This window comes from Streptomyces sp. NPDC021562 (genome assembly GCF_040640875.1).
GTDB lineage: Bacteria > Actinomycetota > Actinomycetes > Streptomycetales > Streptomycetaceae > Streptomyces.
On sequence record NZ_JBFACN010000050.1, the window covers coordinates 1 to 19,363 of the forward strand.

Below are 19,363 nucleotides of genomic sequence, written 5' to 3' on the forward strand. Positions count from 1 at the left end.
GCTTCTCGTAGGCCGTGTCCACACCCTGGGCGATGTCGGGGGACTGCGCGCCGATCGAGACCGAGACGCCACAGGAGGCGCCGTCGAAGCCCTTCCTCGACGAGTCGTAACCGATCTCGAGGATCTTGTTGCGGACCAGCGTCGCGATGTCCGCGTACGTCTTGGTCGTGACCTCGCCGGCCACGTGCACGAGGCCGGTGGTGATCAGCGTCTCGACGGCGACCCGGGAGGCCGGGTCCTCACGCAGAAGCGCGTCGAGAATGGTGTCGCTGATCTGGTCAGCGATCTTGTCGGGGTGACCCTCGGTCACGGACTCCGAGGTGAAGTAACGGCTGGCCATGGGCGACCCTTCCGGGAGGATGCGGTGCTCAGGAACGGAGCGGATGATGCGCACCCTGTGCCGTCGTGGTCGTGGCGTGCTCGTGCCTGCCTCGCGAACGAAGCGTCAGCCCCAGGTTCAGCGGGCGGCTATCGGCTTGCCGTACCGCATCGCCGCGGGCTGCCGTCCACCGGCAGCAGCCGTGCGCTGCTCCTGGGCGTTGTCGCAGAGGATCGCCTGATGCAGCTGGCGGAGCCGGGAGGAGGGTTCCAGTCCCAGTTCCTCCACCATGATGTCCCGCAGGTGCCGGTACGCCTCCAGGGCGCGCCAACGGTGCCCGGTGCGGTGCAGAGCGGTCAGGAAGTGGGCCCACAGGTTCTCGTTGAGCGGGTACGCCGTGGTCAGGGCCGTCAGTTCGCCGAGCAGATCGCCATGTCTGCCCCGCGCCAGGTCGGTCTCGATCCGGGCGTCCAGGAGGGAAAGCCGTATCTCGTTGAGTCTGACCACCTCGCGGCGCAGGACAGGCCCGGGGCGCACGTCGGTGAGCGGCGCGCCACGCCACATCCCGAGGGCCTCGGCAAGGATCCGGGATGCGTTTTCGGGCTCGCCCTGCTCCGCGGCGGCGCGTCCCGCACCCGCGAGCCGCTCGAAGGCGTGCACGTCGACATGGTCCAGGGGTACGTCCAGTGAGTATCCGCCGTAGCGGGTGACCAGCACGCTCTTGGCCGCGCCCGGTTCACCGAGGGCCGTGTCCAAGCCCTTGCGGATCTGGAGCACGTACGTCTGTACCGTGGTGGCGGCACTCGGCGGCGGCGCGTCTTTCCAGAGCTCCGTCATCAGGGTGGAGACGGTCACCATGCGGCCGGCGTGGAGGGCCAGCAGGGCCAGTATCTGGCGCGGTTTGGCCGCTGAGGGCACGAAGGTGCGCCCGTTGGTCTGGGCTTGCAGAGGTCCGAGCAGTCCGATGTCCATCCGTAGGAACTTCCTCTCCGTTCGGCCGACGCCGTGCACCAGCTCGCATCCTCAGGAGGCTTGCACCCGGCCTTCGCGGCGCCCAGTGGACCGCTCATGGGACTGCCCGTGAAAAGCACATGGTGCCCGTGTGACCGATGCACTGTCGTGGCTCCGTCAGGCGGTACAACAATCACTCGCGTCACATCCCCCCTCTCGCGGTCTTCGTGCCGTCTCCCCCTTCCGGAGGAATCGTGGACGTCCTGCACCCCGCATCTCCCCTCTTCACCGACGACCGGCCCGGTACCGAGGATGCGCACGCACCGGCCGGAGCCGAGGAACTGTCCGTCATGAGTCTGCAGCGGCCGTCGCCCGAGACGACCGCGCTGTTCACGATCTGCCTCAGTGACGCGTACACCGAGGCGTGAGCGCTGAGGAGCCGGCCGCCGCAGAACCGCTCGTCGGCTTCGGACACCACCTGAGGGTCGACGTGGTGCCGGGCCAGGCCGTGTTCCTCACGTCGTCACGAGACGTGCTCGCGGTACGCGGCGGAGGGGCTGAGACGCTGGCCCCGCTGCTGGACGGCACCCGAACCGTCGAAGACGTCGTCACCGCGGCCGGGCCCGAACTCGACGCGGCGCGCGCCCGGCGCGGACTGGTACGGCTGGACCGGGCAGGGCTGCTCAGCAGGACCCTGCCCGGCTCACCGCGGCAGAGCCCGGCGGAGCGGGCCTACTGGGATCTCGCAGGGGTCCCCGGCCCCGCCGCGGGTGGCGCGCCGACGGTGGCTGTGACGGTGTGCGACGGCGTTGCCCCCGAGGAGATCCGGCTGCACTGTCGCGCGTCCGGTCTCACCGTCGCCGACCCGGACACGGAGGCCGACCTCGGCCTTGTCCTCTGCGACGACTACCTGGACCCGCGGCTGGCGGAAATCCAGGCCCGGGAACGCTCAGCTCGGCGGCCCTGGTTGCTGGCCGGCGTCACCGGCCCGGACCTGTGGATCGGGCCGTTCTTCGGGATCGACGGCGGCCCTTGTCACTCCTGCCTGGCTCAGCGGTACCAGGCCCACCGGCGCGGTGAGCTGCCGCTGCGCGACGCGCTGGGCCTCGTCGGCCCGGTCACGGTGCCGCGCGCCTCCCTGCCGGCAGGCCGGCTGGCAGCCATCCAGCTCGCTCTGCTCGAAGTACACAAGTGGCTGGCCGGGCACCGTCATCCGGGGCAGCGGGCCGTGTACGTCCTGGACACGCTCACCCTCCGGGCCCGGCACCACCTCGTCCAGCGGCGGCCCCAGTGCCCCGATTGCGGAGATCCCGGTCTGGTCGCGGCGGAGAACCGGCGTCCGGTGCGGATCAAGTCGCGGCCGAAGGCAGTCACGGTTGGCACCGGGCACCGGGCGGCCTCCGCGGAGGAGATGCTGACCGCCTACGCCGATCTCATCGACCCGGTCACCGGCATCGTCGCCGAACTGCGGCGCGACACCCGGGCACCGGACTTCCTGCACTGTTACCTCGCCGGGCAGAACCTGGCTCTGCCCACGGTCGGCCTGGGAGCTCTCACCTCGAACCTGCGCACGCTGAGCGGGGGCAAGGGCAGCACTGACGCCCAGGCGAGAATGAGTGCCCTGGGCGAGGCCGTGGAACGCCACTGCGGCACTCGGCAAGGCGACGAGGCGGTCGTTCTCGGCAGTTTCGCCGGTCTGGGCGAGCAGGCGATCCATCCGAACGACTGCCAGCTCTTCGCCGCCCGGCAATTCCGCGACCGCGCCCGCTGGAACGCGCGGCACTCCCACTTCCACCATGTGCCGGCGCCCTTCGACGAGAAGGCCGAGACGGCCTGGACTCCGGTGTGGTCCCTGGTCGACGGCTGCCACCGGCTGCTGCCGACCAGGCTGCTCTACTACTCCGTCGACACCGGCCAGGGCGATGTCAACCGTCTCCTGGCCGACTCCAACGGCTGCGCGGCGGGCAGTTCACTGGAGGACGCCCTGCTGCAGGGCTGTCTCGAACTGGTGGAGCGCGATGCCGTCGCCGTGTGGTGGTACAACCGGCTCCGTCTGCCCGCCGTCGACTTGGACGCCTTCGACGACCCCTGGATCAGCCGGGCGCGTACCGGGCTCGCGGCCCTGGGGCGGGATGTGTGGGCCCTTGACCTCACGTCCGACCTGGGCATCCCGTGCGTGGCCGCCCTGTCCAGACGTACGGATGACACACGTGAGGACATCGTGTTCGGCTTCGGAGCGCATTTCGACCCGAGGGTGGCTCTCGTCAGGGCGCTCTGCGAGATGGGGCAGTTGCTGCCCGCGGTCCTCGGCGCCCAGCCGGACGGCACCGGGTACGCGGTCGACGATCCGGTTGCCCTGGCCTGGTGGTCCCGCGCGACGACGGCGAACCAGCCCTACCTCCGGCCGGACTCCGGACAGACGCCGAGGTCCCCTTCCGCCTTCGGGTACGTCCCCCGGCAGAACCTGGCACACGACATCGCCGCCGTGGTCGACCTGATGCGCTCGGCAGGGCACGACCTGCTGGTCCTCGACCAGACCCGGCCCGACGTCGGCCTCCCCGTGGTCCGGGTCCTGGCTCCGGGACTGCGCCACTTCTGGGCCCGCTTCGCGCCCGGCCGGCTCTTCGACGTGCCCGTCCGTCTGGGCATCCGGCAGGACCCGTCCGCGTACGAAGACCTCAACCCGATCCCGATGTTCGTCTGACCGCACGTTGTTCCCTTCGTCTCCTGAGTGGCAACTGTGAACCTGAGTCTCGGCCCTTCCAGCGACTGGCTCGAACTGTGGTCCCTGAGCGAAGACGTCTCCTTCACGGCGCCGCCCTCAGGACATCCGGTCGAACTGCGCAGCACCGAGGTCGCCGTACGGTTGACCGACCCGACCGGCTCCATCGGCATGGCGCTGTACCGGCTGTGCCTGGGGCCGATCCGGCTTGAGAACGTCCTGGCCGGACTGAGCAGCACCCAACGCGACGAGATCCAGCGGTTGTTCCGCACGGTCGAGGGGCTGCTCATCCGTTCGCTGGCCACGCCGACGGGCCGCGCTCTGCTCTCCGTCGTCCCGCTGTCGCCGCGTGCCATGTTCCGACCCCGGCTGCTGGCCGCCGAGGAGACCGTTGTCCTGGGACACTCCGTCGCACTGCGTCGCACGGGGGTCGCGCACGTCCTGCGTTCTCCGTCGACCCTGCACCAAGTGGTCCTGCACCTTCCGGACACGCTGCGGATCATCGAGTCGCTCACGGAACCGACGCGGGTGGCGGACATCACGGACGCCGCCGAAGCGCCTCCGTCCGCGGCGGCGGTCCTGGCTTTTCTCGCCGCAAGCGGAATGATCGCCACGGGCAAGCCGACCGTACGGGACCAAAAGGAATAACGACAGACCTGGTGCGGTTGCGGCCCATTCGCCCGCTTCTAAAAACGGAGAGTTCCCCTCCGGTACGAGGGGATTACCACGTCTTGGCGGAGGTTCACCTAATTCTCACCCGACCGGCCCACCGCCTTCGCGATCCATGTGACGAGGTGGCGCAACGCTCCCCGCGCCCAGGGGCGTTGTCCGGCCTTCGAAACAGCTGATTGCAGCCACAACAACGGTGGTACTTTGTAACGAGACGGGGGAGGGAGAGCGGACGTGTCGCATCACCCAGCGGAATTACTGCTTTCTGGGTCTGCCGACAGCGAAAGTCCACCTTTTTCGAGCTATGCCGACATTCCAGCACCCAGACTGGCGCGCAGCATTCTCTTCGTCGTGCTGGGCTGCTTCTCCACCGTGATCTTTCTCGATGTGCTCAGCGAGCACCCGTCGCCCCACGCGGTGCCCTGGTGCATGGCCGCCCTGGCGGTGGCCGTCACGCTGCAGGTACAGCACTCGTCCCTTTCGGCCACACGCTGGTCCTTGGCCCGCCGCGCCGCCTCCCTCACGCTACAAGTGCTCGTCACCTACCTCCCGTTGCTCGTCGTCAAGCAGGAGTGGGGGGGCATGGCGGGGTTTCTGGCCGGCTCCGTCCTGCTCCTGGTCCCGGGGATCCTGTCCTGGGTGCTGTTCGGAGCCGTCATCCTGAGCATCCTGGTACCGGGCATCGTGCTCGGGGCGGATGTGCTCGACATCGTGTACCTGAGCACCTCGACCATGGTGATCGGTCTGATCGTCTACGGACTGTCACATCTCTCCACGTTGGTGATCGAACTGATCACCGCACGTGAGGACCTGGCGCGGCTGGCCGTGGTGCGGGAGCGGCTGCGCTTCGCCAGCGACATGCATGACCTGCTGGGGTTCCAGCTCTCCGCCATCACCCTCAAGGCCGAGCTGGCCAACCGGATGGTCGGCACCCAGCCCGACGAAGCCCATGTCGAGCTCACGGAGATGCTCGACATCTGCCGACAGACACTCGCCGACGTCCGGGGCATGGCCCACGGCTACCGTCAGCTGTCCCTCGCCGCGGAGGCCCGGCAGGTGCAGACCGCGCTGGCCACAGCGCAGATCCGCACAGAGATCGACTTCCGGCACGGCCCGTTGTCCGCGGAGGCCGACACCGCCCTGGCCATCGTGGTGAGAGAAGCGGCCACCAACGTGCTGCGGCACAGCAAGGCGACCCGCTGCCGGATCACCACGACGGCCGTCGGCACCGTGACGAGCCATGTCCGCCTCTGCGTTCGCAACGACGGGGCGACCGCCCGCTTCCCGGGCCCGCGCACCGTCGGCGGCACCGGTCTGGCCAGCCTCACACACCGGCTCTCCGCGCTGCACGGCACCTTGACCGCAGGGCTCACCGGTGATGATGAGTTCGAACTGGTAGTCGAGGTACCGTCGCAGGCCGACCACCGCACCGTACGCGCGTGGGCCCCGACGTCCCAGGGCTACACCGTTGCTTGAAAGACCGTCTCGTTTCCAACGGTCCACTCACGACGTGCCGTCCGACCGCACTCGTACGGAGACCCATTGAGAGGGATCGGTGCAATGGAAGTCCGTATCCTCCTGGCCGAAGATGTACAGATGGTCCGTGGCGCCCTGGTCGCCCTGATCGAACTGGAGCACGACATGACGGTCGTCGCGGACGTGTCAAGCGGTGCGGAGATCGTTCCGGTAGCACTGCAGCACAGACCCGACGTGGCCGTCATCGACATCGACCTGCCGGATCTCGACGGGCTCTCGGCTGCTGCCCACCTGCATGAGCGACTGCCGTCCTGCCGCACCCTCATTCTGACCAGTCTGGACCGCCCCGGTACGCTGCGGCGCGCCCTGGCAACCAACGTCGGCGGTTACCTGCTCAAGGACGCGCCCCCGGCCGAACTCGCCTCGGCGATCAGGCGCGTGGCGGCAGGTCAGCGGGTCATCGACTCCGAACTCGCGATCGCCGCCTGGCACGCGTACGACACGCCGCTCACACCGCGGGAGATGGAAGTGCTGCGGCACGCGGCGTCGGGGGCGGCTCCTGGCGAGATCGCCACCTCGCTGAACCTGTCGACCGGCACCGTGCGCAACTACCTGACAGCGATAGTGATGAAGCTGGGAGCCCGCAATCGCGTGGACGCGATACGGCTCGCCACAGAGGCCGGCTGGATCCCCTGACCCGCCCGCACACCAGGCACCGCCTCATTCCCAGTCCCCCCGTGCGCGCCGGCCGCGCGTCGCCCGGTCGGGACACAGCTGCCGGGCCAGCTCCCGCTCCAGGCGGCTGAGCGGGATGTCCGCGCGCACCCGTTCGGGATGATCTGGGTACGGCGTGCCGCCCGTTTCCGGGGCCTGCTCCCAGAAACAGCCCAGGACTCTGATGTCCAAGGGGCCGAACAGCACCCCCATCGCTGCCATGCCCCGGCCGACAGGCGACTGCACGAACCGCCACAACCGGTCGTGCCAGTGTTCTTCGCGCGCCACAAGGTCACCTCCATACGGATCCGCGCCTTCGCGCGTCCGACCAGGAGGATTCGCCGCGCCGGTGGAGCGGGCCTGGAGCGGCGCTCGCGGATCGGCCGGTAGCACTCCGTGGGGTGGGTCGCCGGTTCTGCTCCCTAGCCGTAGCCGGCCGCCACCAACACGGCGACCTGGACCCGCGTGGCGCAGTTCGACTTGGCCAGGATGCGCTGCACATGAGTGTCGACGGTGCGTTCCGCGATGTTCATACGCTCGGCGATCTGCCGGTTGGTCATTCCGGAGGCGACCAACCAGGCGACCTCTCGTTCCCGTCGGGTCAGGGCCTGCAGGCTCGCCGCGGGCCGGTCCGGTTCCCGCTCGGGGCGTCCGGCGGAGAGCCGGGACCCGGCCGGTTCCGGTCCCTGCAGCGATCCCCCGCCGGTGCGGGCCCGGCCGACGCCGGCGGGTTCCCGGCCGACGTCGAGGGCGGAGAGCATCCACAGCGCGATGAGCGCGCCGGACCGCTCGCCTGCGGCCCGGAAGGCGTCCACGGCGGCCAGCAGGTGTTCCCTGACGCCGGTGTCCCCGGTCCCGGAGGCCGCCACCGCGAGGGCCAACCTGACATGACCGCAGGCCCGGGCGTCCCCGCAGGCGCGGAAGAGGCGCTCGGCGGTGGCGAACCGCGTGAGGGCCAACCTGCACTCGCCTGCCGTACGGTGCAAGGTGCCCAGCGCGTAACAGGCGTACCCCTCCTCCCAGCGGGCGGCCTGCTCGCGCGCTGTGGCCAGCGCGCCGGCGAGTTCGGCCGAGGCACCGGGGCCATCGCCCAAATAGAGCCGTGACAAGCCCGCGTTGACCCGGGCGCGCAGTCCCGCCGGAATGTCACCGGCGGCCGTACAGCAGCGAGCGGCCTGCACGGACTGCCGCAGCATGTCGTCCAGCTGCCCGCGGAACGCCGCGTGCACCCGCTCAGGTCCGGGAGCGTCCCACAGCTGCCAGAACTCGAACTGCTCACCGGTCGGGCGTAGACCGGTCGGCCGGTATCCGGACGCCACCCGAACGTGGCCCCTTCGCATGAACTCCCCCGGTTGTGCGATGACACGAGGTGACACGGCCCGTCCTCCGTCCCGCCTGCGCGCTGATCCTGACACGCTCCGTACCGCCCGGCCACCGGGCCGTCGCCTGTTCGACCGCCGCTCGAGTCGCGTTCGAGAAGGACTGGAGCGGGAGTCGCCCCGGCCCGCTGCGCCGTTGGATGTCAGGGGACGACGGGGTCACCGGCTTGATGGACACCGCGCAGGCTGTCGGCGTACGTCCGGCAGTCCGCGTAGGAGGGCAGCAGACCGAGCCGGTGCGCATTGACCAGCGACGGTGCGGCGGCGTCCTTCTCGGACAGCAGGGGAACCACGTCGTCGGGCCATGCAATGCCGATGTCGGGGTCGAGCGGGTGGATACCGTGCTCCCGCTCGGGAGCGTACGGCGTCGAGCACAGGTAGACGGCCGTGGCCTGTTCGGTCAGTGCCATGAGCGCGTGGCCCAGCCCCTCCGCCAGGTACACGGCCTGACGGTCGCAGTCGTCCAGGCGCACCGCTACCCACTGGGCGTAAGTCGGCGAGCCGACCCGGACATCCACGATCACGTCGAGGACCACCCCGCTCACGCAGGTGACGTACTTCGCCTGTCCTGGCGGAACGTCCGCGTAGTGGATGCCGCGCACGCCGCCGCGGCGAGTCACCGGGCAGTTGGCTTGCGCCACCGGGAGGGGGTGCCCCACATCCCGCGCGAACTCACGACCGCTGAACCACTCAAGAACACTGCCACGTGCGTCATGATGAATACGCGGTGTATACAGCCACGCGCCCTCAATCGCCAGCTCCCGCACGGGAAACACCTCCGTCCCACGGCACCCGGCACGTCCGGGTACCTCTGTCGGGCGGGCAGCCTCGCAGCCACCGGTCGACACCGCCTCGACCGACGCCTGAGCGTTCTTGTAGGCCGCTTCGAGCTGGCTTTCCTAGCGTTCCGGAGTTCACATCGGCGACGGGAGGACCTCCATGAGCACCACGGCGGCTGTGCGGACGCTGTACCTGGACCTGATGAAGAAGGCCCTGTCGGGCGTTCTCTACAACGACCCGCCGGACGATGCCACCCCCACTCTGCCCGGCGAGTCCGCCCCGCCTCGTGGGGTCTTCGTGGCCGAGCGACGGGAGGGCGGCGAGGACTGGCCGACCAGCGCCCACACCATGATCGGTGGCAAGCGCCTGGACAATCTCCAGGCGTGCGCGGAGCAGGTGCTGGCCGACGGGGTGCCCGGCGACTTCGCCGAGACGGGCGTCTGGCGCGGTGGGGCCTGCATCCTGTTGCGCGCCGTGCTCGCGGCGTACGGCATCACGGACCGTCGTGTGTGGGCGGCCGACTCCTTCGAGGGGATGCCGGTCGCCGACCAGAACAGCGGCGGCCGGGACTTCCAGATGCAGTTGCACAAGTACAACGAGGTGCTGGGTGTCTCCCTCAAGGAGGTACAGGAGAACTTCCGCAGTTACGGCTTGCTGGACGAGCAGGTCCGCTTCCTGCCCGGCTGGTTCAAGGAGACCCTGCCCGATGCACCGATCGAGCGGCTGGCGGTGCTGCGGCTGGACGGGGATCTGTACGACTCCACCATGGACGCCCTGACCCACCTGTACCCGAAGCTCTCACCCGGCGGCTTCCTCATCGTCGACGACTTCGGACTGCCCACCTGCGCTGCCGCGGTGCACGACTACCGCGCGGCCCACGGCATCACGGACGAGATCGAACGGATCGACAGGTTCGGTGCGTACTGGCGGCGGTCGGACCGGCCTGCGGGTGCCTGAAGGCCCGCTCTTCGAAAGGGGCGTCGTGCGATGACGCAGTTTCGAGTGCTCGGCCCGTTCTCCGTCCTCATCGACGACGAGCCACGCACCCCCCGGGCGGCCAAGGTCCGCCAGGTCCTCGCCCTGTTGCTGCTGCGCTGCGACCAGGTCGTCAGGCTGGACTCGATCATCGAGGAGCTGTGGGGGGACAGCCCCCCACGCAGCGCGGTCACGACGACCCAGACGTACGTCTACCAGATCCGCAAGCTGCTGCACTCGCCTGTGCACGGCGACGAAGCCGTACGGACCGTGCCCCCGGGGTACGTACTTTCGGTCGGTCCGGGGCGGCTCGACTGCAGGGAGTTCGAGCAGTGTGTGGACCGAGGACGCGCCCTGCTGGACGACGGCCGGGTCGAGGAGGCCGCCCCGCTGCTGGCCCGTGCCAGATCGATGTGGGCGGGCCCCGTGCTGGCCGATGTCTGTCAGGGGCCCGTACTGCGCCGGCATGCCGCCCGTCTGGAGGAGAAGCACAATCTGGCGATGGAGCTGAGCCTCGCGGTGGACATGCGGCTGGGCCGCCACCGGGAGCTGGTGGCGGAGCTGAAGTCGCTGACCATGGCGAACCCCTATCATGAGGGACTCCAGGCCCAGCTCATGATCGCGCTGCAGCGGTCGGGCCGACGTGCCGAGGCACTGGCCGCCTTCCGGCACGCACGGCGGCTGCTCAACGACCAGCTCGGGATCGAGCCGTCGGACGACCTCCAGCAGATCCACCAGGACATTCTCCGGGAGGACCGCCTTACCACGTGACCTGCGCGGAGCTACGCCGGCTGTTCCCCGAGGAGGGGATAGTCGGTGTAACCGCGCTCGTCGCCGCCGTAGAACGTGGCCGGGTCGGGTTCGGTCAGCGGGGCGCCCTCGCGCACCCGCCGTGGCAGGTCGGGGTTGGAAATGAACAGCCTGCCGAAGGAGACCAGGTCGCCGGCGTCCTGTCGCAGGACGGTACGCGCGGCCTCCGAGGACACCGGGGTCCGGCGGTTCGCGGCGTGCGGGTTGAGGATGAACGTGGTGGGCCAGCGGTCACGCAGCCGCTGGGTGCCCACCCGGTCGAGCGTCTCGTACACGTGCAGGTAGCCGATGCCCACCTTGGCCACCGCGTCGACCAGGGCGGGATACAGTTCCTCGGCGTCGGGTTCGGCGATGTCGTTGAACGTGTTGTGCGGGGAAACGCGCAGCCCCACCCGATCGGCGCCGACCGCCTCGGCCACCGCCTCGGTGACCTCGGCGACGAAGCGGATCCGGCCCGGGATCGAGCCGCCGTAGGCGTCGGTGCGCACATTGGCGTTGGGGGCGAGGAACTGGTGCAGCAGCATGCCGCTGCCACCGTGCAGTTCCACCCCGTCGAACCCGGCGGCCAGCGCATTGCGGGCCGCGTCGGCGAAGTCCCGTACGGTCTCGGCCAGATGCGTGCTCGTCATCGCCCGCGGCATGACGAACTCCCGGGGCCCGTCGTACGTCTTGGCCGCGCCCGTGGGCCGGACTGCCGACGGCGCCAGCGGAATGCCGTCGGCGCCCGTGCCCGGCCGTCCCCTCAGCAGGGCGGGATGGCTGATCCGGCCCGCGTGCATGAGCTGGGCATAGATCCGGCCGCCCGCCGAGTGCACCTCGTCGGTGACGTGGCGCCATCCAGCGATCTGCTCCCGCGTGTGCAGGCCGGGCGTGCCGAAGAATCCCTGCCCGACGGCGCTCGGCTGGATGCCCTCGCTGACGATGAGCCCGGCCGAGGCGCGCTGCGCGTAGTAGATCGCCGTCAAAGGGGAGGGCACGCCCTGGCGATCGGCCCGATTACGGGTCAGAGGGGCCATCACCATGCGGTTCGGCAGGGTGAGGGCGCCCAGCTTCACTTCGTCGAACAGATCGGCCATGACTGACTCCTGATCATCGTCGGTGGCGGGACAGACGTGCGCGCGGTCGCGCCGATGCCCTCTCGGCCAGGGACCCCACCGTCCGCGCACCGCCTCGCACCGCGGTCCAGGGCCGACCGAGCGACAGTTCTCAAGGGATTCACGACCGGCGACCCACATCCTCTGCGCGTCCACGCCGTGGGTCCCAGCAGTGCAGTGAGGAGAAACGCATGAAGGCCCTGATCCTGTCGGGCGGTTCGGGCACCCGCCTGCGGCCGTTCAGCCACTCCATGCCCAAGCAGCTCATGCCCATCGCCAACCGGCCGGTACTCGAGCATGTCCTGGCTCGCGTAGCCGAGCTGGGTGTCACGGAGATCGGCATTGTGGTGGGCCAACGTGGCCAGGAGATCGCGCAGGCTCTGGGCGGTACCCTCCGCTCGGGGGCGCGGATCACCTACATCCCCCAGGAGCAGCCGCTCGGTCTGGCCCACTGCGTCGCCGTCGCGCGGGGCTTTCTGGGGGACGACGACTTCGTCATGTTTCTCGGCGACAACATGCTGAGCCATGGGGTGACCGCGATCGCCGAGGAGTTCCGCCGGCATCGGCCTGCCTGCCAGCTCGTCCTGAGCAAGGTCTCCGATCCGCGGCAGTTCGGCGTCGCCGAGACCGATTCGTCCGGCACTGTGACACGGCTGGAGGAGAAGCCCGCGTCCCCACGGTCCGACCTCGCGGTGGTCGGTGTGTACTTCTTCACTTCAGCCGTCCATGAGGCGGTCGCCGCGATCGGTCCCAGCAGCCGCGGGGAACTGGAGATCACCCACGCGATCCAGTGGCTGATCGACCACGGGCACAGCGTGCGCGCCGCCGAGTACTCGGGGAACTGGAGCGACACCGGACGTCTGGAGGACGTGCTGGAGTGCAACCGGGACATGCTCGACGGCCTCGCCCGCGAGATCACCGGTGAGGTGGACGACGACAGCCGGCTGCTGGGTCAGGTGGTGGTGGAGGCCGGTGCCCGTGTGTGCCGGTCGTACATCAAGGGCCCCGCGATCATAGGAGCACGTAGCACGGTGTGCGACAGCCGGATCGGGCCGCACACGTCCATAGGCCGGGACTGCGTCATCCAGGCAGCCGGGCTCGGCTATTCGATCGCCCTCGACGGGGCCCGGGTCACGGGTGTGACCGGGGTCCACGCGTCGGTCATCGGCAGGGACGCCACCGTCAGCTGTGCGTCGGGCTCCCAGCAGCGGCTGATCGTGGGTGACCACTCGACCGTGGTGGTGGCAGCATGAAGGTGCTTGTGACCGGCGGCGCCGGTTTCATCGGCTCGAACTACGTCCGGACCATGCTCGACGGCGGCTACCGGGGATACGAGTCGGCTCAGGTCACGGTGGTGGACGCGCTCACCTACGCGGGCGACCGCGCGAACCTGCCGACAGCACATCCCAGGCTGCGTTTCGTCCAGGGCGATGTGTGCGATCTGTCGCTGCTGCTCTCCTTGATGCCCGGCCACGACGCCGTGGTGCACTTCGCTGCGGAGTCCCATGTGGACCGGTCTCTGGGGGACGCCGCTGCCTTCTTCCGCAGCAACGTCGTCGGCACCCAGACCGTGCTGGAGGCCGCGCTGGTCTGCGAGGTGGGGCGGGTGGTGCACGTCTCCACCGACGAGGTGTACGGCTCCATCGCGCAGGGCTCCTGGACGGAGGACCGGCAGCTTGCGCCCAACTCCCCGTACGCGGCGTCCAAAGCAGGATCCGATCTCGCGGCCCGCGCGTACTGGCGCACGCACGGACTCGATGTCCGGGTGACCCGCTGCTCCAACAACTACGGCCCGTACCAACATGTGGAGAAGCTGGTGCCACTGTTCACCACCCGGCTGCTCGCGGGGCTGCCGGTGCCCCTGTACGGCGACGGCTCCAACGAACGGGAGTGGCTGCACGTCGACGACCACTGCCGGGCGGTCCAGCTGGTTCTGGAGGGCGGCCGAGCCGGCGAGATCTACAACATCGGCAGCGGGACCGCCCGCACCAACCTCGAGCTGGCCGAGCGGCTCGCCCTGCTGTGCGGGGCGGACACGTCGCTGATTCGGCGGGTGACCGACCGCAAGGGGCACGACCAGCGGTACGCACTGGACGACACCAAGATCCGTCGGGACCTGGGCTACGCCCCGCGCGTGGGATTCGACCGCGGGCTGGCGGAGACCGTCGCCTGGTACCGGCGGCACACCGAACGGTGGCCGCACCCGGTGCCGGCCCGAGCCGCGCTCGGCTGAGCCGGCCAGTACGGCTCAAGCGCCAATCGAGGTGGGGCTGCCAGTCTGGGTCGGGAGACCGGCCGACCGGTCCCTGTGCGCAGGGGCATCCCCATCCACAGCACGTCAACATCCGTTCTCACCCGGCAGGGGAAGCGAGGGATTCACGGTGGTGGACATCACGCCATGGGGCACGGTCGACCAGTTGGTTGTGGCGGCCGGCGGCCGGTACGACCAACTGCAACAGGCGATCGTCGCGGCAGGGCCGGACCGGGTCGCGGAGTTGCTGGCTGCCGAGATACGCATCCGGGCCTCGGCACCCGACGACGTCAGTGACGTGGCTCTCAACTTGACCATGGAGTTCCGCGGCGAGCTCTTCCGTCACCTGGTCTCCTTCAAGGAGGGCCGGATGTCCCTGGAACCGGGCGGCTCCGAGGCCGTCCTGGCCGACATCCGCTACGAACTGACCGACCTGGTACGCCTCTTGTACCCCACGCGGGAGGGCGTTCAGTCCGAGAGCCGTGACGTGCATGTGGTCACCTGGCCGTGGACCGGGCAGGACAACGAGTTCAGCCCGCTGTGGCCGGACAAGGTCATCCAGCGCGCTGCGCTCTCCCAGGAACAGCGGGCGGCCCTCGGCATGGCGCGGATGACGATCCTGTTCCGGGCGGTTCAGGCGGTGATCTCGGCGGCTTCCAACCCGCCGGTGAGCCTCGACGAGCTGGCGGCACGCTACGGTTCGGACAAGTGGGGCGCGCTGCACTTCTACACGCCCCACTACGAGCGCCACTTCGGTCCGCTGCGCCACGATCCGATCCGCATCCTGGAGATCGGTATCGGTGGCTACGACTCGGAGTCCTTGGGCGGCGAGTCCCTCTACATGTGGCAGCGGTTCTTCCCGCGCGGCCTGGTCTACGGCCTGGACATCTTCGCCAAGCCCGGGGTCACAGGCCCCCGTGTCCGGACCGTGCAAGGCGACCAGAACGACCCGGAGTTCCTGCGTGAACTCGCCGAAGCCGTCGGCCCGTTCGACATCGTGGTCGACGACGGCAGTCATGTGAACGAGCATGTGCGGACAAGCTACGAGACCCTGTTCCCCTACGTGCGGCCCGGTGGCTTCTACGTCATCGAGGACCTGCACACGGCGTACTGGCCCGAGTTCGGCGGCGAGCTGCCCCCGGGCTCGGCGGGGACCACGACCGGCATGCTCAAGGACCTGATCGACGACCTGCACCGCTGTGAACTGGCCCCGGACGACGAGCCCGCAGGGAACCATCCGTCCGACATCTCGATCTACCACAATCTGGCAGTCCTCAGAAAGGGGATCGCCCACGAGCGGGGCATCCCCGCTTGGGTCCAGCAGCGCGCGGACCAATGGATTCACCCTGGCCGGAAGTGATCGGCCCGGTCCATCAGGAATGCGGTAATGGTGGATTGTCGCGCGGCGACCCCTCACCGCTTCCCTCACATGAAAGACGCACGTTCACATGAGTGAGCCCAAACGAGTTACTTTCGGTCTCAAGACCACTCCCATGCACGTCGATTATGACGACATCCTCCGAGTGTGGCTGGAGGCTGACGAGATTCCGGAGATCGAACACGCCTGGCTGTGGGATCACATGCTGCCGCTGGCGGGTCCGAAGGACGGGAAGATCTACGAGGGCTGGACGCTCCTGGCCGCGCTCGCCGCCCAGACGCGGCGCCTGCGGCTGGGGCTTCTGGTCACCAGCAACCGGATCCGTCAGCCGGCCGTGCTGGGCAAGATGGCCACCACGGTCGACATCGTGTCACGGGGCCGCCTGGTCATGGGCATCGGCGTGGGCGGCACCCACCAGCCTGCGGGGGCCGGTGGCATCGCCGGCGACAACCCCGCGATCGCCGAGTACGAGGCGTACGGTCTCACCCTGGTGCCGCCCGGCGAGGGCATCGCGCGCCTGGAGGAGACGGTCACCATCCTGAAGCGTATGTGGACCGAGAAGGAGTTCGACTTCGAGGGCCGCTATTACACGCTCAAGGCCAACCGCAACGAGCCCAAGCCGGTCCAGCCGTCGGGTCCGCCCCTGCTCATCGGCGGCTGGGGCAACCGGACGCTGCGACTGGTGGCCGAGCACGCCGACATCTGGAACGTCCCCGGTCCGCCGCACAACCAGGTCGACTACATCGTCGAGCGGGCCCGGGTGCTGGATGAGCACTGCGCGGCCATCGGCCGGGATCCGTCCGAGATCAGCCGCTCGGTCCAGGTCGTCATGTCGTACGACGACATCGAGGCGTCCCGTCGAACCGTACTCGAACTCGTCCGGGCCGGTCTCGACCACATCGTGCTCAGCCTGCCGCGCGGTTACCCACAGGGTGTGGCGCGGTGGCTGACGGACGAGGTCATCAAACCGGTGCGGGCGGAACTCGCCGCGCAGTAGCACTGCTTCGTCAGGGGCCCGGTCTGCTCAGGCAGCCGGGCCCTTTTCCGTGCTGGACCGTGTGAAGGGCTGGACAACCATGACACGTGTACTGTTCACGACCGCCGCGATGGCCGCCCATGTGCGGCCGACCGTCCCCCTGGTCAGGGACCTGACGGACGCCGGCCACGAGGTGGCCTGGTACACCGGACCGGAGTTCGAGGAGGCGGTCATCGGCGCCGGGGCCCGACTGGTTCCGGCCCTGGCGGGGGCGGAATTCGGAGACACGCTCGCCCGGACCGGGGGGAAGGGGCGCGGATTCAGGGGGCTCAACAGGCTGGTGCTGGAGTTGTTCCTGAAGCCCATTCCAGCGTATGCGAGAGAACTCGGCGGCATCTTCGACGCCTTTCGGCCCCAGGTGGTCGTCTCGGACCACAGTTTCCGCGCCGGACTTCTGGTGGCGGAACAGCGGGGTGTTCCCCGGGTGGCGTTCTCCGCGGGGCCGCTGAACCTGTCGAGCAGGGACACAGCCCCGTTCGGGCTTGGCTGGCAGCCGTCGTCGTCCGTGCCCGGGCGGCTGCGGAACCGGTTCATGAACTGGCTGCTGTACGGGATCGCCTACCGGGAGCGCCAACGGGTGCTGGCCCGCATCAGGGCGGACATGGGGCTGCCGGCTCTGGGTGGGTACAGCGTCGACTGGGTCGTACGGACCTGCGACCGCTATCTCCAGACCGGGGTGCCCGAGTTCGAGTACCCCCGCGGCGATCTGCCCGCCTCGGTGGAGTTCATCGGTCCGACGCAGCCGGAGGAGGACGACATCACTGCCCCCCGCCCTTCTTGGTGGCCGGAGGTCCTGAGCGCCCGTGCGGCCGGTCGGCCGGTGGTCTTCGTCACCCAGGGGACGATAGCGACCGGGCTTTCCCGGCTGGTTCTGCCCACCATCGAGGCCCTGGCCGATGAGGACGTCCTGGTGGTGGCCACGACCAGCGGCCATGATCCCGACACGGTGCTGCCGGCCGCGCGGCGCCCCGGCCATGTGTACCTCGCGCCATTCGTGCCGTACGGCGCGATGCTGCCGTTGGCCGACGTTCTCGTCACCAACGGCGGCTACGGTGGCGTGCAGCACGCTCTGTCGCACGGGGTTCCGCTGGTCGTGTCCGGGACGAGCGAGGACCGGATGGAGACCAACGCCCGGGTGGCGTGGTCCGGAGCGGGCGTCTCGCTCCGGACCGACACTCCTTCGGTCGCGATGCTGCGCCGTGCGGTGGGGACCGTCCTGGACGACCCCTCCTACCGGGCGCGGGCCCGGGCCCTGCAGGAGGCGCTCGCGGCGATGTCGGGTACCGGACGTGCGACGGCGGCGATTCTTGCGGCGGCCGCTGCGGGACGGACGCTCACCGGCGGGATCTGACGGCGGCCGGCCGCCGGTTCGGCCCTCGCCTGCCCGGCACGCTCGGAGTAGGGCGTGTCGCCCGGGCGCGAGTACGGCCGGGCGCAGGCAGGCCCCTGGTTCTCCAGGGGCCTGCCTGCGCCCGGGTCGGGGTCAGGAGAGAGGAGTCAGGAGGAGGCGCACAGCCCGGCGGGTGACGAGGTTCCGCAACTGTTCCGTGCGAAGCTGATCCCGCTGCCGACGCCGTCCCAGACGATGTCCTCCGGCCCGTTGCCGTGCAGCGCGTTGGCGGTGATGGCCAGGTTTCCCTGCACGGTCGGATCGGCCGGGTCGTAGACCTGGCTGCTGACTACCACGACGCCGCCGGAGAGCCGGTCGGGGCCGATGTTGTCGGAGACAGCGTTGTGCTCGACGGTGGCCTGGGTGGTACCGACAAGGATGACCCCGGCTCCCTGCACGGCCTCGGGGAAGCCGTACTGTCCCGGGCAGTTGGCGTTGTTGGCGGAGAACGCGTTGTTCGCGACGTCGAGGAGTTCACCGCCGGGGACACGCAGGCTGTCGGAGAACGAGAAGAAGCCCGAGCAGCTGCCGGTCACCGCATTGTGGTTCACGTTGACGCCGGAGCTGTCGTACGACGAAATCCCGTAGGCGGAGCGGGCCACCGCGTTGTGGGTCACGACGGTGTGCGACGCGGGGATGTTGTAGTTGCCGATGTAGATGGCGGCCCGGCCCACGTCGCTGATGGCGTTCGAGCTGATCGTGCTGTTCTTCGACACCGTGTCGGTCACACCGTACGACGTGCTGTTGACGATGGTGTTGCCGTCTGCGCTGGTGCCGTCGGTCGCCGAGAGGGAGATACCGACCTTGAAGCCGTCGATACGCACCCCGGTCACCCGGCCGCCGCTGACGAAGCCAGTGGCGTGCGAGGTGGGTCCGTCAGTGCCGTCCACCGTGCCGCGGAAGCAGATGCCCGCCTGGTGGTCACCACAGTGATTCGCGGGGAAGGTGGCCGGCGGCTCGAGGACCGTGCCGCCGGTGCCGGAGCCGGCGCCCTTGATGGTGATGTCGTTCTTCTCCACCTCGACGCTCTCCCGGTAGGTGCCGGCGGAGAGTTGGATCGTGTCGCCGGGCTGGGCGGTGTCCACGGCCGCCTGGATGCTCTGGCCCGGACCGACGGTCCACAGGGTTGCCGCGTGCGCCGGGACCGCGCCGGCCATCGCCCCCGCGGCGACGGCCAGGGTGCTGGCCACGGACAGGAACGTCTTTTTCATGGGTGCTCCTCGGAGAAGACGACGTCGACGCAGCGCTCTCGCCTCCAGAACGGGAGGGGCGCCAGCCGGATCCAGCCACCATGGTCGGCGGTCGGCCACCGACGATACGGCGCCCGGCGCCCGACAACATCGGTACAAAGGCGTACCCCCACTCGCCCGCCGCACAGCGGAGTCGACGGCCGCCGGGCTCTAACGGGCTTCCAACCGG

Annotated in this window: 19 protein-coding genes; 12 read left to right on the forward strand and 7 right to left on the reverse strand. The window is 69.4% G+C overall.

Annotated features, from left to right (window positions below; genetic code table 11):
• Together AB0G52_RS39760 and AB0G52_RS39765 are read right to left on the reverse strand one after the other, a co-directional pair.
• Positions 1-340, reverse strand: a 340-nt coding sequence (locus tag AB0G52_RS39760) for an S-adenosylmethionine synthetase N-terminal domain-containing protein (protein ID WP_361343985.1), incomplete at its 3' end; no start/stop codon positions are given.
• A 117-nt stretch (positions 341-457) separates the two neighbouring features.
• Positions 458-1,291, reverse strand: a complete 834-nt coding sequence (locus tag AB0G52_RS39765) for an AfsR/SARP family transcriptional regulator (protein ID WP_132892366.1) — start codon at positions 1,289-1,291, stop codon at positions 458-460.
• 233 nt (positions 1,292-1,524) lie between these two features.
• On the opposite strand from AB0G52_RS39765, the gene AB0G52_RS39770 reads away from it, so the two are divergent.
• The 5 genes from AB0G52_RS39770 (at position 1,525) to AB0G52_RS39790 (ending at position 6,833) form a co-directional block, all read left to right on the forward strand.
• Entirely contained in the window at positions 1,525-1,698 is a 174-nt protein-coding gene (locus AB0G52_RS39770) for a hypothetical protein (protein ID WP_361343988.1), read from the forward strand.
• On the forward strand, positions 1,695-3,974 hold the full coding sequence (locus AB0G52_RS39775; RefSeq protein WP_361343991.1) for a TOMM precursor leader peptide-binding protein: 2,280 nt from the start codon (positions 1,695-1,697) through the stop codon (positions 3,972-3,974). Before AB0G52_RS39770 ends, AB0G52_RS39775 begins: the two co-directional genes overlap by 4 nt.
• A gap of 27 nt (positions 3,975-4,001) precedes the next feature.
• On the forward strand, positions 4,002-4,640 hold the full coding sequence (locus AB0G52_RS39780) for a hypothetical protein (RefSeq protein WP_132892363.1): 639 nt from the start codon (positions 4,002-4,004) through the stop codon (positions 4,638-4,640).
• A 372-nt stretch (positions 4,641-5,012) separates the two neighbouring features.
• Positions 5,013-6,137 carry a histidine kinase gene (locus AB0G52_RS39785; RefSeq protein WP_361343994.1) on the forward strand — a complete coding sequence of 375 codons (1,125 nt, stop codon included), beginning with the start codon at positions 5,013-5,015 and terminating at the stop codon, positions 6,135-6,137.
• A gap of 84 nt (positions 6,138-6,221) precedes the next feature.
• Positions 6,222-6,833 carry a response regulator transcription factor gene (locus AB0G52_RS39790; RefSeq protein ID WP_132892359.1) on the forward strand — a complete coding sequence of 204 codons (612 nt, stop codon included), beginning with the start codon at positions 6,222-6,224 and terminating at the stop codon, positions 6,831-6,833.
• A gap of 24 nt (positions 6,834-6,857) precedes the next feature.
• Here the strand turns inward: AB0G52_RS39790 and AB0G52_RS39795 are convergent, their stop codons facing one another.
• From AB0G52_RS39795 to rfbC, 3 genes are all read right to left on the reverse strand, one after another.
• On the reverse strand, positions 6,858-7,139 hold the full coding sequence (locus tag AB0G52_RS39795; protein WP_132892358.1) for a DUF6059 family protein: 282 nt from the start codon (positions 7,137-7,139) through the stop codon (positions 6,858-6,860).
• A 134-nt stretch (positions 7,140-7,273) separates the two neighbouring features.
• On the reverse strand, positions 7,274-8,170 hold the full coding sequence (locus tag AB0G52_RS39800) for a helix-turn-helix transcriptional regulator (protein ID WP_361343997.1): 897 nt from the start codon (positions 8,168-8,170) through the stop codon (positions 7,274-7,276).
• Between the two features lie 203 nt (positions 8,171-8,373).
• Positions 8,374-8,997: a dTDP-4-dehydrorhamnose 3,5-epimerase gene (gene rfbC, locus AB0G52_RS39805; RefSeq protein WP_132892354.1), complete on the reverse strand. Its 624-nt coding sequence runs from the start codon at positions 8,995-8,997 to the stop codon at positions 8,374-8,376.
• Between the two features lie 172 nt (positions 8,998-9,169).
• On the opposite strand from rfbC, the gene AB0G52_RS39810 reads away from it, so the two are divergent.
• Together AB0G52_RS39810 and AB0G52_RS39815 are read left to right on the forward strand one after the other, a co-directional pair.
• Entirely contained in the window at positions 9,170-9,967 is a 798-nt protein-coding gene (locus AB0G52_RS39810; RefSeq protein ID WP_132892352.1) for a TylF/MycF family methyltransferase, read from the forward strand.
• A 30-nt stretch (positions 9,968-9,997) separates the two neighbouring features.
• Complete coding sequence (locus tag AB0G52_RS39815) at positions 9,998-10,756, forward strand: AfsR/SARP family transcriptional regulator (RefSeq protein WP_132892351.1); 759 nt, start codon at positions 9,998-10,000, stop codon at positions 10,754-10,756.
• An 11-nt stretch (positions 10,757-10,767) separates the two neighbouring features.
• On the opposite strand, the gene AB0G52_RS39820 is transcribed toward AB0G52_RS39815, so the two are convergent.
• Positions 10,768-11,871 (reverse strand): alkene reductase, encoded by a 1,104-nt coding sequence (locus tag AB0G52_RS39820; protein ID WP_132892349.1) that lies wholly within the window; start codon positions 11,869-11,871, stop codon positions 10,768-10,770.
• Between the two features lie 209 nt (positions 11,872-12,080).
• Here AB0G52_RS39820 and AB0G52_RS39825 point away from each other — a divergent pair, with 209 nt between their 5' ends.
• From AB0G52_RS39825 to AB0G52_RS39845, 5 genes are all read left to right on the forward strand, one after another.
• Entirely contained in the window at positions 12,081-13,142 is a 1,062-nt protein-coding gene (locus AB0G52_RS39825; RefSeq protein WP_361344002.1) for a glucose-1-phosphate thymidylyltransferase, read from the forward strand.
• A complete protein-coding gene (rfbB, locus tag AB0G52_RS39830) occupies positions 13,139-14,122 on the forward strand; it encodes a dTDP-glucose 4,6-dehydratase (protein WP_132892346.1) in 984 nt (327 codons plus the stop codon). Before AB0G52_RS39825 ends, rfbB begins: the two co-directional genes overlap by 4 nt.
• 151 nt (positions 14,123-14,273) lie before the next feature.
• Entirely contained in the window at positions 14,274-15,500 is a 1,227-nt protein-coding gene (locus tag AB0G52_RS39835) for a class I SAM-dependent methyltransferase (RefSeq protein WP_132892344.1), read from the forward strand.
• A gap of 133 nt (positions 15,501-15,633) precedes the next feature.
• Positions 15,634-16,515 (forward strand): LLM class flavin-dependent oxidoreductase, encoded by an 882-nt coding sequence (locus AB0G52_RS39840; protein ID WP_132892342.1) that lies wholly within the window; start codon positions 15,634-15,636, stop codon positions 16,513-16,515.
• 79 nt (positions 16,516-16,594) lie between these two features.
• Positions 16,595-17,905, forward strand: a complete 1,311-nt coding sequence (locus tag AB0G52_RS39845; protein WP_132892340.1) for a nucleotide disphospho-sugar-binding domain-containing protein — start codon at positions 16,595-16,597, stop codon at positions 17,903-17,905.
• A 146-nt stretch (positions 17,906-18,051) separates the two neighbouring features.
• Here the strand turns inward: AB0G52_RS39845 and AB0G52_RS39850 are convergent, their stop codons facing one another.
• On the reverse strand, positions 18,052-19,155 hold the full coding sequence (locus AB0G52_RS39850; RefSeq protein WP_132892338.1) for a right-handed parallel beta-helix repeat-containing protein: 1,104 nt from the start codon (positions 19,153-19,155) through the stop codon (positions 18,052-18,054).
• Positions 19,156-19,363 lie beyond the last annotated feature (208 nt).